The organism is Sutcliffiella halmapala (assembly GCF_050107295.1).
Taxonomy (GTDB): domain Bacteria; phylum Bacillota; class Bacilli; order Bacillales; family Bacillaceae_I; genus Sutcliffiella_A; species Sutcliffiella_A halmapala_A.
The window spans coordinates 230341-243027 of record NZ_JBNIKR010000008.1 but is presented as its reverse complement, the minus strand read 5'-3'; the positions used below and the strand labels follow the sequence as shown (position 1 = coordinate 243027).

Annotated in this window: 16 protein-coding genes and 3 pseudogenes; 10 read left to right on the top strand and 9 right to left on the bottom strand. The window is 42.5% G+C overall.

Features of this window, described 5'->3' with window-relative positions; genetic code table 11:
• Positions 1-6: 6 nt before the first annotated feature.
• Positions 7-201, top strand: a pseudogene (locus ACQCT5_RS15110) (hypothetical protein); the annotation flags it as partial.
• On the opposite strand, the pseudogene ACQCT5_RS15105 reads toward ACQCT5_RS15110, so the two are convergent.
• The 3 genes and pseudogenes from ACQCT5_RS15105 to ACQCT5_RS15095 form a co-directional block, all read right to left on the bottom strand.
• A pseudogene (locus ACQCT5_RS15105) lies at positions 190-294 on the bottom strand (hypothetical protein); the annotation flags it as partial. The pseudogenes ACQCT5_RS15110 and ACQCT5_RS15105 sit on opposite strands and share 12 nt — an antisense overlap.
• A 1-nt stretch (position 295) precedes the next feature.
• Positions 296-670 (bottom strand): annotated as a pseudogene (locus ACQCT5_RS15100) (metal ABC transporter substrate-binding protein); the annotation flags it as partial.
• Between the two features lie 89 nt (positions 671-759).
• A complete protein-coding gene (locus ACQCT5_RS15095) occupies positions 760-1941 on the bottom strand; it encodes a GTP-binding protein (RefSeq protein WP_499642822.1) in 1182 nt (393 codons plus the stop codon).
• A gap of 165 nt (positions 1942-2106) precedes the next feature.
• Here ACQCT5_RS15095 and ACQCT5_RS15090 point away from each other — a divergent pair, with 165 nt between their 5' ends.
• Positions 2107-2673, top strand: coding sequence for a beta-class carbonic anhydrase (locus tag ACQCT5_RS15090; protein WP_499642821.1), 567 nt, complete (start codon positions 2107-2109; stop codon positions 2671-2673).
• On the opposite strand, the gene yidD is transcribed toward ACQCT5_RS15090, so the two are convergent.
• Positions 2670-2897: a membrane protein insertion efficiency factor YidD gene (gene yidD, locus ACQCT5_RS15085; protein WP_499642820.1), complete on the bottom strand. Its 228-nt coding sequence runs from the start codon at positions 2895-2897 to the stop codon at positions 2670-2672. The genes ACQCT5_RS15090 and yidD overlap by 4 nt on opposite strands.
• Before the next feature lie 138 nt (positions 2898-3035).
• Here yidD and ACQCT5_RS15080 point away from each other — a divergent pair, with 138 nt between their 5' ends.
• The 3 genes from ACQCT5_RS15080 to ACQCT5_RS15070 all read left to right on the top strand — a co-directional run bounded on the left by ACQCT5_RS15080 (position 3036) and on the right by ACQCT5_RS15070 (position 5936).
• A complete protein-coding gene (locus tag ACQCT5_RS15080; RefSeq protein ID WP_499642819.1) occupies positions 3036-3509 on the top strand; it encodes an S-ribosylhomocysteine lyase in 474 nt (157 codons plus the stop codon).
• A 421-nt stretch (positions 3510-3930) separates the two neighbouring features.
• A complete protein-coding gene (locus tag ACQCT5_RS15075) occupies positions 3931-4938 on the top strand; it encodes a permease (RefSeq protein ID WP_499642818.1) in 1008 nt (335 codons plus the stop codon).
• A 17-nt stretch (positions 4939-4955) separates the two neighbouring features.
• Positions 4956-5936, top strand: a complete 981-nt coding sequence (locus tag ACQCT5_RS15070) for a TIGR03943 family putative permease subunit (protein WP_499642817.1) — start codon at positions 4956-4958, stop codon at positions 5934-5936.
• A 99-nt stretch (positions 5937-6035) separates the two neighbouring features.
• Here ACQCT5_RS15070 and ytzI read toward each other — a convergent pair whose 3' ends face one another.
• Complete coding sequence (gene ytzI / locus ACQCT5_RS15065) at positions 6036-6203, bottom strand: YtzI protein (RefSeq protein WP_499642816.1); 168 nt, start codon at positions 6201-6203, stop codon at positions 6036-6038.
• Positions 6204-6351: 148 nt separating this feature from the next.
• Here ytzI and ACQCT5_RS15060 point away from each other — a divergent pair, with 148 nt between their 5' ends.
• Positions 6352-6792 carry a Dps family protein gene (locus ACQCT5_RS15060; RefSeq protein ID WP_499642815.1) on the top strand — a complete coding sequence of 147 codons (441 nt, stop codon included), beginning with the start codon at positions 6352-6354 and terminating at the stop codon, positions 6790-6792.
• A gap of 73 nt (positions 6793-6865) precedes the next feature.
• Here the strand turns inward: ACQCT5_RS15060 and ACQCT5_RS15055 are convergent, their stop codons facing one another.
• Complete coding sequence (locus ACQCT5_RS15055) at positions 6866-7114, bottom strand: DUF6154 family protein (RefSeq protein ID WP_499642814.1); 249 nt, start codon at positions 7112-7114, stop codon at positions 6866-6868.
• Positions 7115-7252: 138 nt separating this feature from the next.
• On the opposite strand from ACQCT5_RS15055, the gene ACQCT5_RS15050 reads away from it, so the two are divergent.
• From ACQCT5_RS15050 to ytkD, 3 genes are all read left to right on the top strand, one after another.
• The gene (locus ACQCT5_RS15050) at positions 7253-7651 is read left to right on the top strand and encodes a phage holin family protein (RefSeq protein WP_499642813.1); all 399 of its coding nucleotides are present in this window, start codon (positions 7253-7255) and stop codon (positions 7649-7651) included.
• A 68-nt stretch (positions 7652-7719) separates the two neighbouring features.
• A complete protein-coding gene (locus ACQCT5_RS15045; protein ID WP_499642812.1) occupies positions 7720-8049 on the top strand; it encodes a hydrolase in 330 nt (109 codons plus the stop codon).
• A gap of 111 nt (positions 8050-8160) precedes the next feature.
• A complete protein-coding gene (gene ytkD / locus ACQCT5_RS15040; RefSeq protein WP_499642811.1) occupies positions 8161-8631 on the top strand; it encodes an RNA deprotection pyrophosphohydrolase in 471 nt (156 codons plus the stop codon).
• A gap of 11 nt (positions 8632-8642) precedes the next feature.
• Here ytkD and ACQCT5_RS15035 read toward each other — a convergent pair whose 3' ends face one another.
• The 3 genes from ACQCT5_RS15035 to ACQCT5_RS15025 are packed head-to-tail and all read right to left on the bottom strand — an operon-like array spanning position 8643 to position 11213.
• Positions 8643-9449, bottom strand: a complete 807-nt coding sequence (locus tag ACQCT5_RS15035; RefSeq protein WP_499642810.1) for an ABC transporter permease — start codon at positions 9447-9449, stop codon at positions 8643-8645.
• Entirely contained in the window at positions 9427-10206 is a 780-nt protein-coding gene (locus tag ACQCT5_RS15030) for an ABC transporter ATP-binding protein (protein WP_499642809.1), read from the bottom strand. The genes ACQCT5_RS15035 and ACQCT5_RS15030 overlap by 23 nt, the downstream gene beginning before the upstream one ends.
• Positions 10207-10217: 11 nt before the next feature.
• A complete protein-coding gene (locus ACQCT5_RS15025; RefSeq protein ID WP_499642808.1) occupies positions 10218-11213 on the bottom strand; it encodes an ABC transporter substrate-binding protein in 996 nt (331 codons plus the stop codon).
• A 106-nt stretch (positions 11214-11319) separates the two neighbouring features.
• On the opposite strand from ACQCT5_RS15025, the gene ACQCT5_RS15020 reads away from it, so the two are divergent.
• Positions 11320-12117, top strand: a complete 798-nt coding sequence (locus ACQCT5_RS15020) for an alpha/beta hydrolase family protein (protein WP_499642807.1) — start codon at positions 11320-11322, stop codon at positions 12115-12117.
• Positions 12118-12687 lie beyond the last annotated feature (570 nt).

The window sequence follows — 12687 nt, the reverse complement described above, 5'->3', positions numbered from 1 at the left end:
CCTCATGTGAGTGCTCATCTTCTTCGTGAGCTTCTTCCTCATGTGAGTGCTCATCTTCTTCGTGAGCTTCGTCCTCATGTGAGTGCTCATCTTCTTCGTGAGCTTCTTCCTCATGTGAGTGCTCATCCTCTTCGTGAGCTTCTTCCTCATGTGAGTGCTCATCTTCTTCGTGAGCTTCTTCCTCATGTGAGTGCTCATCTTCTTCGTGAGCTTCGTCCTCATGTGAGTGCTCATCTTCTTCGTGAGCTTCTTCCTCATGTGAGTGCTCATCTTCTTCGTGAGCCTCGTCCTCATGTGAGTGCTCATCTTCTTTAAGTAATTCAATGCCTTCTCCTGCAGCTACGACCTTTACTTCTTCATTTTCCAAAACATCTTTTGCCTTATCCGCAAAGCCTTCCACTCCAACACCGGTGTAGATGAAAGCATCAGCAGAAGCCATCTCACTCATGGTTTTCGTGGAAGGTTCAAAAGTATGTGCGTCTGCACCTGGAGGAAAGACGGATTTTACATCCACATGATCTCCTCCAATTTTATTCGTGAAATCCTCCAAAGGAAAGATGGTTGTGTATACGGTCAGTTTACCATCAGAAGATTGGCTATCCGAATTACAGCCAACTAAAAATGTAAAAAATATCAGTACTATTATGGATAAAATTGATTTATTTTTCATTGTGTTCTCCTCTCATTGAGTATCCTTGAACATTATATCGTAATTATTACGATTTGAGAACTAAAAAGGAAATTGATTAATAATTTTTATTACTCTGTAACAAAAGCGGGTATCGGATCATGGAAACTCGTCCAGTCTTCTAGCATTTCTTTCTCGGTTAGAAGGCATGTGTCGAGGGACCGCTCTAACACTTCCCGATCCAGATCAAATCCGATGAATACTAGCTCTGTCATTCTATCCCCAAAAGTATCGTCCCATTTGTCCAAAAGCTCAGGCTCCTCTTTTAACGTCATTTCCCTATCCATTTCACTATAAGCTGCGATCCAAAGTCCTGCCCCCTGAAGCATGATAGAGGCGCCAGCCTGTGATAGCAATCCAGCCATGTCATTTCTTGAAGCCAACCAGAAAAATCCTTTTGCACGATCTACATTTTCCGGCCATTTTTCCAGCCAACTCATGAATCTCTCAGGATGGAATGGCTTTTTCCTTCTATATACAAAGGAGGATATTCCGTATTCTTCAGTTTCCGGAATATGATCTTCATTCAATTCCTTGATCCAACCCGCTGCCTGGCTTGCCTGCTCGAAATCAAACAGGTTTGTATTAAGTATGCTTTGAAGGTCAATCTTGCTGTGTGCAGAAGGAATAATTTTCGCTCCCGGATTCATTTTACCCAGAAACGCTTCCATATCTTTCACATCCTCATGATCGAGCAGGTCCGTCTTATTCAATAGCAGGATATCAGCGAATTCAATTTGATCAATGAGCAGATCGGAAACCTCACGCGTGTCGTTTTCGTCGGTTCCCTCCATACGATCAAGCAGACTTTCACCGGAATTGTAATCTTCAAAGAAGCGGAATCCATCCACGACAGTAATCATCGCATCAATATAGCATTTGGAGGTCAAATCGATATTAAATTCCTCATCTATATACGTGAATGTCTGAGCAACAGGTATCGGTTCACTGATTCCGGAAGATTCAATAACGATATAATCGATATTCCCTTCATCTACTAGTCGTTCTACCTCTTTCATCAGATCCTCACGCAGCGTACAGCAGATACAGCCATTCTGCATTTCCACGAGCTTTTCCTCTGTCCTAGAAAAGCCGCCGTTCTGGACGAGTGCCGAATCTATATTGACTTCGCTCATATCGTTCACAATAACAGCGATTTTTAAACCCTGCCTATTGGTTAAAATATGATTAAGCAAGGTGGTTTTGCCTGAACCTAAATAGCCGCTTATAACGGTAACTGGTATTTTTGCCATAAATAAAATACATCCCTTCTGCCTATAAAACGTAACCTTTACGATTTGTACTTTTCAATAGTACAAGAAAGTTGAACACTTGACAACTCATTTTTATTGTCATTATGTTTTTTTTTTGTCATATTGGAAGAGACGAAAAATTTGTAGCAGAAAGAAGGTAGCAGGATGAATTTGCTGAATGAAATATTAGATCATAATCAAAATTTTGTGGAAAGTGAAGAGTTTGTCAAATTTAAAACGACGAAATTCCCGGATAAAAAGGTTGTCGTATTGTCATGTATGGACACTAGGCTAATCGACCTTTTGCCAAGTGCAATGAATGTGAGGCACGGGGATATGAAAATGGTTAAAAATGCTGGTGCCCTTGTATCCCACCCGTTCGGAAGCATCATGAGAAGCATATTGGTTGCGGTACTGGAACTCAATGCAGATGAAGTGATGGTCATCGGCCACCATGATTGCGGAATGGGAAAAGTGAATTATGATTCGATAAGAGAAAAAATGGAAGCTAGAGGAATAAAGAAAGAAACAATTGATGACCTGAAATACGCAGGGATTGATGTGAAAACTTTTCTAAAAGGCTTTGACAGTGTGGAGGAAAGTGTCAAGGAGAGTGTCGATATGATTGCCAACCATCCGTTAATGCCGGATGGAGTTCCTGTACATGGACTGGTGATAGACCCTAACACAGGGAAACTCGATTTGGTAGTGGATGGTTATCAATCGGTTTAACCTTTTTCTTTCTTCTCTGGAACATGGTCGATTCCACCCGGATGAAACGGATGGCACTTCAGGATTCTTTTTATGGTTAGCCATCCTCCTTTTATAGCACCGAAGCGGCTGATTGCCTCCATCCCATAATGGGAGCATGTCGGATAGAACCGGCATGAGGGTGGTGTTAATGGAGATATGACCTTTTGGTAAAAGCGGATTAGCAAAAGAAAGATATGTTTCATATACTGTCACCTCAGAATAAATTATAGCTGATTTTCACGGGAACGGAAAATTTATTGAATTCATATAAATCAGATGAATTTAATTGGAATTAAAACTGTGCTATAATAGGTGTAACTTATCAATAAGGAGATGTTTTCATGCCTTCAGTAGAAAGCTTTGAACTTGATCATAATGCAGTAAAAGCTCCATATGTCCGCCATTGCGGGGTACACAAGGTAGGGACAGATGGTGTTGTGAATAAATATGATATCCGTTTTTGCCAGCCGAACAAGCAAGCAATGAAGCCTGATGCCATCCACACGTTGGAGCATCTGTTGGCTTTCAATATCCGTACTCATTCGGAAAAATACGACCATTTCGATATTATCGATATTTCACCAATGGGCTGCCAGACAGGCTACTATCTGGTTGTCAGCGGCGAACCAACAGTGGATGAAATTGTTGACTTGATGGAAGATACGTTGAAGGACGCGGTTCAGATTGAAGATATTCCTGCAGCAAACGAAAAGCAATGCGGCCAGGCGAAGCTGCATGACCTTGAAGGCGCAAAACGCCTGATGCGCTTCTGGTTGGAACAGGATAAAGAAGATCTTAAAAAAGTGTTTGGATGATAAAGTGAGAAGGATGGCCTACTAGGGTCATCCTTTTTAAATTTCATATGATCTATTAAAGACAAGTGTAGACTATTAATAATCTAGCTGTTGATTGGAGCAATAGGCGAAGACTCCTCGAAAATGCGAGCATTTTCTTCGTGCGATGTATCGCTGCCGCAGCCTTCCTTGTCCTGCGGGAGGTAGCGGTAGGCTGGAGACCCCACAGGCGAAAGCCGAGGAGGCTCCAGCCCCGCCCCGCGGAAAGCGAAGCCTATTGCGGAGATCAACAGCGGTGTTTAGTGTGCAAAAACAAAATCTAGTAATTTTGAGTACAACGTCATAATTTTAATAGAGATACATATATTGTTAATAACTAGAGTAAATGTTTCCTAGTTCCCTATGCTATAATGCAAATAGATAAAATGTAAGGAGTCGAAAAATGAGGACAAGCAATAATCTCTTAAAAGATATCATTGGCCTTCTACTCATCGGATTTTTTCTATATCTGTTCTTTTTTATTGATATGAAAGATTTCTCTGAGAAGATTCCGGGCTCATTCCTTAATGTAAATACTATATTCTTGAGTATCGTAATTGAAGCTGTACCGTTTATATTATTGGGGGTATTTGCCTCTGCATTGATTCAGACCTTTGTGTCGGAGGAGAAGATAAAAAAATTCCTCCCGAAGAATGCTTTTGCTGCAATTATTCCAGCAGCGGTTCTTGGTGCCATTTTCCCGATTTGTGAATGTGCGATTATTCCAGTGGTCCGCCGTCTGATCAAAAAAGGGATGCCGCTTCATGTCGGGGTCGTTTTCCTTGTTGGAGCACCAATATTGAACCCGGTTGTAGTAGCTTCCACTTTTTACGCCTTTAATGGAGACCCTACTATTCTATATGGTCGCTTCGGTTTGGCATTTGTACTATGTATTGTAATAGGGTTGTTGATGCTATTACTTTTTGATAATAAAAATCAGCTTCGCTGGACGAAAAATGAACTGCAAGGAAGAGTGGATTCCGAGGTTGAACAGATAGGACCGACGAATAAATGGAAAGCCACTTTCTATCATGCAAGTGATGAATTCTTCGATATGGGTAAATACTTGATTGCAGGTGCGTTCATTGCAAGTTTATTCCAAACCTTCCTCGACCGGGATGTACTTGTTGCACTTGGTTCAAATGAGGTCTTGTCACCTGCTGTCATGATGGCTTTTGCTTATGTACTTTCTCTATGTTCAGAAGCGGACGCATTTGTTGCAGCATCCTTTGGGTCAACGTTTACCACAGGATCGATACTTGCCTTTTTAGTTTATGGACCAATGCTGGATCTGAAAAACACATTTATGCTATTCGCCTATTTCAAGACGAAATTCGTGTTGGCCTTCATGGCTGTTGTGACAATTGTCGTGTTTTGTGCAATCCTTATTTTCCAGCAGATTGTGTTGTAAGGAAAGGATGAGATTGAATGGAAAATAATCGAGATTATGGATTCCACATTTATTTGCGCGGAATCATATTATTAGGCTTTACTCTTCTATTCTTTAAGCTATTAGTGACTGGGAACATTACGAACTTTATTGCGCCGCGGATGATGCCTTTCATGTATTTTGCCGGTGCGACACTGTTCATCCTTGGGATAGTGCAAATCTGGAGAAGCGGTTCCAAAAACAAGGAGGAATTGGTGTGCAATTGTGGATTTGATCATGGTGAATCCTCTACACCCATCCAGTCTATTGTCATCTATTCCATGTTTGTGTTGCCTGTTGTGACAGGGTTCATGTTTCCCGATAATATTTTGGACAGCTCCATCATTGAAAAGCGCGGGTTTACGAACTCCAAGCAGATCGTGGAGGAACGTCAGCAGGCGGGTGCCTTTGAAGGAACACCGGAGGCGGAAGGTGAAGATTCCACTTCCCGTGCAGAAGAGTATTTGAAGGATCCTGAAAAGTATATGGATGAATCAGGCGAGCAATCCATAGATGAGAAATTAGCTGATGCACCTCTTGAACATCCGGAAGGGTTTGAAGTGCAGGCCCCACCGGAAGGGTACTATGAAGAGCTGAAGGCTGAGCTATTAACACAGGATACGATTGTAGTGGAAGATGACCGATACATTCCCATTATGAACATAATTGATATGAATCCTGAAGAATTTGTCGGGAAGAAAATCGAAATGGTCGGGTTTGTTTTCCGGGAGGCAGACTTCACATCCGATCAGTTTGTGGTAGCAAGATTTGGACTCTCGTGCTGTGTGGCCGATGCCTCCGTTTACGGGACATTATCCACGCTCGCAGAAGCAAGTGAATTGGAAAACGATGAGTGGGTAAAGGTGAAGGGGACATTGACCGTGACCGAATACAATGGATGGAACCTGCCTTACGTGGAAGTCGAGAGCCTTGAAAAAGTCGAACAACCGAAAACCCCATATATCTACGAATATTACTAAGTTGGATAAAGATAAACTCGAAATACCCCAAGCAAGCCCTCTGAGAAGATGGCACGCTTGGGGTTTCCGTGTTTATGGAAGGATGTTTAATTGCCAGGGTCATCGTTTGTTGCTGTTTTCGACTTCTTTGTTTTCCTCGATTTCGCCTGGCATTGGGTCCACTGGGTCGATCTTATGTTCATAATTATAAGCTTTATTGGTGGTTAGTATCGTCAGTAAAAGAACGATAAGAACTATAATGACACATATGATTAATACGGTAGTCATTGTTGAGAATCCCTCCTTGCACAATACTACCACTATTCTACCATTATTGCTCTAGGCTAGAAAACAAATGGAAGGATAATGACTTTGTTTAAGGGGAAGATAGAAAGGGTAAAAAAAGGTAGAACTTATTGGTCAAGGAGGAATTAAGATGTCAAATCAATTAACGGATGCAGTGAATAAGCAAGTCGCGAACTGGAGTGTTTTATTTACGAAGTTACATAATTATCACTGGTATGTAAAAGGACCTGAGTTCTTCACCCTTCATGAAAAATTTGAAGAGCTTTATAATGAGGCGGCAACCCATATCGATGAATTAGCTGAAAGACTGCTCGCAATTGAAGGCAAGCCTGTAGGAACCATGAAGGAAATCCTGGAGATTTCCACCATCCATGAAGCAGAAGGAGGAGAGTCTGCGGAGCAGATGGTAAAGAATATTGCCAGTGACTTCTCGACTCTTATCGTAGAGTTGAAGGAAGGCATGGAAATTGCAGATGGTGCAGGAGATGAAACGACAGGTGATATGCTATTAGCCATTCATCAGAGTGTGGAAAAGCATAATTGGATGCTCCACGCCTTTTTAGGCAAATAACTTCTGTCCACATTAATTTAGCCCGATGCAAAGGGAACTCCCTAAGTATCGGGCTACTTCTGTTTTTTCACAGTTAATGAAGGAATCTTGATCCATCCCTCCCAATATCCTCATCAGTGTTGATTAATATTGTCTTCACCTTATCCATAACAAAGAGTGCTACGATCTGATGAAGCTCTTCGTCAGTGAGTTCATTCAATAATCCCAGGCATTGTTCTCTCGTAAAGCTATTAACAACCGCGTATGCGACTGCATCTACATCTTCGTCATCTTTCAATAATCTTTTTTGATATTTTTCTATCATTTCTTCTATGGATTTCATCAGCTTTCACCTCCATATGCAGCTGCCTCTCTAGACATTAGCTTTCTCTATCTTTTTCACTTCATACAAAAAAGGCAGTTTCTACTTACACACTTAATAAAGAGCTGCATAAAATAGAGTATGAAAAGGGGGAGTACTATGGACAAGTACACAGCTATGTACATTGGAGCCGTTTCACTAACAGGTTCAATTGCATCCCTGCTCTTTGGCGGAATAAGCAAGCTACTGCTCTTCCTGGTTGCATTTGTCATTGTCGACTATATTACAGGGGTACTTGCAGCTTTAGTGGAAAAGAAGCTCTCCAGCAGGATCGGCTTTAAGGGGATTGCGCAAAAAATATTCATCTTTGCCTTGGTAAGTATTGCACATGTGTTGGATATCATATTAGGTACTACGGTCATCATGGATGTCACCATTCTTTTTTACTTAGTGAATGAATTTATTTCCATTATGGAAAATGCCCATAGGATGGGTGTTCCAATTCCTAAATTGTTGAAGAGAATGATTGAAACGCTTAAGAAAAAATCAGATCTCTAATTACTTTCATCCTATGGAATAAAGCGGTGATCCTTTAGGGAAAATAAGAAAGGATGCTTCATGAAAGGATGAGAAGGATGGAACGAAAAACCTATTATATTTCACTTGGTGAAGGTAATATCTCACAGGTCAGAACTGCTAATTCATGGGACTACCAGATACAAGCGACGGATGAGGAAATTACCCGTCTAAGAGAGTTGTTCGATCAAAATTATTCTTCCGATTGGCAAGGTTTTTGGCGAGCACATATTCCCTATATTGAGTACCATTTCGACCGCCCCAATGATGGCTACGACACTGGGTTGCAGCAGGTATATAAAATGCTCTATGAGCTCGGTGACGAAGAAACAAAGGCGCATATTAAAAACGAAGGTTTGATGGACGACTTAATTGAATAAATTGACGAATTCTTTTGTATGATGGTCTAAAAAGGATACTTGACTCTCACAATTTCGATGCTACTATGTTAAGATGGAAGAAGAAAAAAGAGGTATTGGAGTTTCGATAGTATGTATGAGTTTGAAGACATTTACCATAATAGAGTGATGTTATCCTTTAAAGACCATCCTTATTCATCCAGTCCCAAGCATGTGTGGGTCATTTGCCAATTTGAAGATCAATGGCTCTTGACCAGTCATAAAAACCGTGGTCTGGAATTTCCCGGGGGAAAAGTCGAAGAAGGAGAAAGCGCCGATCAGGCGGCTCTGAGGGAAGTAAAAGAAGAAACAGGCGGACAAGTATCCAAACTGCATTACATAGGGCAATACAAAGTGGAAGGCAGAGAAAAGGTCATCATCAAAAATGTATATTTTGCCGAGATTGTACGTTTAGAGAAACAACCTACATATTTCGAAACAAATGGACCGGTATTACTGAAACAGCTTCCCACCAACATAAGGAAAGATAGTCGTTTCAGCTTTATCATGAAAGATTCGGTCCTCACCTATAGTTTACAACGAATAAAAGAGAGCAGCTTTTGAGTTGCTCTCTTTTAATTATTTTTAACAAGCTTCTTCTCCAGATATTCAACAAGCTGATACATGATGGTGGCAAATACGGCAATGATCAAAAGGCTCAGTAATACGAGCGTGAAGTTGAAAACCTGGAATCCGTAGATGATCATATACCCAAGCCCCTTGGAGGAAACAAGAAATTCCCCGACTATCACCCCGACCCATGAAAGCCCGACATTCACCTTCAATGTAGAGATGATGGTTGGATAGGAGGCCGGCAATACAGCCTGGGTAAATAGCTGCCCTCTCCTGGCACCGAACGTCTTAAGCACCTTCAGATAATTGTCATCCACTTCCTTAAAAGCTGTATAGACGACAATGGTGGTAATGATAACCGAAATGATTGCCCCCATCGTAATGATGGAACCCATGTTAGGGCCGATGGCGACAATTAGAATGGGACCCAGTGCCACCTTTGGCATGGCATTCAAGATGACCAAGTACGGCTCAAGCACTCTCGAAGTCATAGGTGACCACCACAAGATCGCTGCAAGGATGGTACCAATCAATGTCCCAAGTATGAAGCCGAAAATGGTTTCTGTTACGGTAATGCCTATATTGCTAAGGAGCGATCCATCCTGCATCTTTTCCATAAAAAGACGATAGATCTTACTTGGGTAGCTGAAAAGAAGTGGATTGATCCAGCTGTTTTTTCCTGCAAGCTCCCAAAAAGTGAAGAAGACGATAAATATGATGAGCTGATAAAGCCGTACTTGCAGCTTAACTTTCTTTCTTTTCTGCAGATAATCTGTATGAAGGAGATTAATGTTCCGCTGCTGTTTCAAGCTGCTCCAGCTCCTTCCAGATGTTTTGAAACAAGGAAGAAAACTGGGGATGCTGCCTTGCTTCAAAAGGAATGGTCTCCCTTAATTCAGATGGAACGATAAATGTTTTGGCAACTCGGCCTGGATTAGCTCTTAAAAGAAAAATCCGATCGCTCATGGCGATGGCCTCTCCAATATCATGTGTAACAAGTAGAGCGGTCTTTTGAAAGGATTTAAGTGTCGTGAATACAAGATCCTCGAGCTTCAGTTTTGTTTGATAATCCAATGCTGAAAAAGGTTCATCCAATAGTAATAGCAGTGGATCAGTCGCTAGTGTCCGAACAAGTGCAACACGCTGCCGCATTCCACCGGACAATTGCGAGGGATACAGTTTTTCTACATCATGCAAACCCATATCCTTTAAAAGCTGCAAGGTCTTCCGCTTGGAAGCCTCTGTCAGAGTGTCGGATAATTTTAATCCCAACAGGCTATTTTCTTCGATTGTCTTCCAGGGAAAAAGATAGTCCTGCTGTAGCATATAACCGATTTCCGAGACACATTCCCTGGGGCGTCTGCCCTTTAGCTTCACATCTCCTCCAGTAGGATCCAAAAGACCAGCAATGATGGAAAGCAAGGTCGTCTTTCCACATCCACTTGGACCGAGGAAGGAGATGAACTCCCCCTCCTCGATGGTGATGGAAATGTCCTCTAAAACTTTTGTAGCACGCTCTGGAGTGAAATAAATGTGTTCAATTTGATCTATCGATAGAAAGCTCATAGATCATCATCCTATTCTCCCATTACATCTTCCGCAATGGTTGTATTTACTAATGTTTCATGTTCTACATACTCAGGCAATTCCCCGGCTTCATCCATGATGTTCTGCAGGTTCTCCCATTCCGCTATATCCAGAACAGGATCAGTGGCAAAGGAACCTTGGCTCTTATAGCGGTCCACGACTGTCTCGACTAATTCAACCTCTGTATCTTCAAAGTATGGCAAAATAACCTCAGCCACTTCTTTGGCACTGTGTGATTCAACCCATGCTTGAGCTTTATAGAGGGCTCTTGTGAATTTCTCCACCGTATCAGGATTTTCTTTTATATAGCTTTCCTTTGCCATAAAGGTGGTGTAAGGGATGAGTCCTGACTCTTCTCCAAAGGATGCGACGATGTGGCCGATCCCTTCCGCCTCAAAGATACTTGCCTGCGGTTCGAATAGCTGGACAAAATCTCCTGTACCGGAAGCGAAGGCACTAGGAATATTGGCGAAATCCACATTCTGAATCAGATTTAGATCGCTTTGCGGATCGATGCCATGCTTTTTCAAGGCAAACTCTCCTGCCATTTGCGGCATACCGCCTTTCCGTTGGCCTAGGAAAGTGCTGCCTTTTAAATCCTCCCAGGTAAAGTTCTCAAGCTTATCTCTTGATACCAGGAACGTTCCATCTGTCTGTGTAAGCTGGGCAAAATTGATGATTGGATCATTCGATCCTTGTGCATACACATAGATCGACGTTTCAGATCCGACAAGCGCCACATCGGCACCATCCGCCAATAGGGTGGTCATCGTTTTGTCGCCTCCCCATGTTGTGGTCAGTTTTACATCCAAACCTTCTTCTTCAAAAAAACCTTTTTCAATCGCAACATATTGGGGAGCATAAAAAATGGAACGAGTCACTTCCGCAATCCGGACCGTTTCTTTTTTTCCACCACCGCAAGCAACCAATGCAGCGACAAGAACAAGACACAATCCAATACTTAGGGCAATTTTAAAAAATCTCATATTCAACCTCCTCAGGCTATAGGCAAAAGTTTTGTATGTTTATATAAAATACAGTATGATTTGCCCTAAATATGTGTGAATGCCCAGTAGGGGAATTGGAGGGAAAATGTTGAAGGACGGCTTGATAACAGAGAAGGTACGATACCCGTCACCAAGTCCACATATCGATGTATATATGGTGACCTATTATAGCAGTGGATTAAAGGTAAAAGGGATGCTGGCTGAGCCTAAGGGTGAAGGGACTTATGAGGGGTTTCTATATCTGCGGGGCGGAATCAAGAATGTCGGACAGGTCAGGGTAGGGCGCATCGTTCAATTTGCCTCTGAAGGTTTTGTCGTGATGGCACCTTTTTACCGGGGAAACCAGGGAGGAGAAGGAAATGAGGATTTTGCCGGTGAGGATCGGGAGGATGCCTTCTCGGCGTATAGAGTGCTTGAGAAGCATGAAAAGGTGAAGCCGAACCGGATCCATGTATTCGGCTTCTCCCGTGGAGGCGTGATGGCCCTGATGGCTGGGATACAGTTCCCGGATGCTTGTTCCGTTGTTGCTTGGGGAGGGGTCTCGGATATGGTTCTTACTTATGAGGAACGGGTTGACCTGCGCCGTATGATGAAGCGTGTTATCGGAGGGACGCCGAGTAAGGTGCCTGACGAGTACAAGTGGAGAACACCGCTGTATGAGCTTGAGAAGCTTCAGGCTCCCATATTGATTATCCATGGGGAGAAAGATATGAATGTGTCCGTTGAGCATTCCTATCGTTTGGAAAAGCGCGCAAAGGAGCTCGGGAAGCATGTTGAAAGCTGGTATTATCCGGAGTTTACGCATTACTTTCCTCCAAAAGAGAACAGGAGGCTGGTTGAGAGGCTGACCATTTGGATGAAGGAGCAGGGGGCATTGAAGTAATTTGGATGTGGTGTTCATGGAAGTGTTTGATGAAGTGCATTTTGGTGGTAGCTTGGGCTGGAAAGGCCAGTCAAAGGGTTGATGAAGAGCATTTTGTTGCTCACTTGTGCTAGAAAAGTCCATCATCGGTTTGATGAAGGACCTTTTGGGCATCAATCCTTATGAAAAGGTATATCATCAGGAGAATGAAGGACCTTTTGGGCATCAATCCTTATGAAAAGGTCCATCATCAGGAGAATGAAGGACCTTTTGGGCATCGATCCCTATGAAAAAGTCCATCATCAGGAGAATGAAGGACCTTTTGAGCATCGATCCCTATGAAAAAGTCCATCATCAGGAGAATGAAGGACCTTTTGAGCCTCGATCCCTATGAAAAGGTCCATCATCAGGAATATGAAGGACCTTTTGAGCCTCGATCCCTATGAAAAAGTCCATCATCAGGAGAATGAAGGACCTTTTGAGCATAGCTCCCTATTTAAAAGTCCATCATCAGGTGGATGAAGGACCTTTTGAGCATAGCTCCCTATGAAAAAGTCTATCATCACGAGAATGAAGGACCTTTTGAGCATC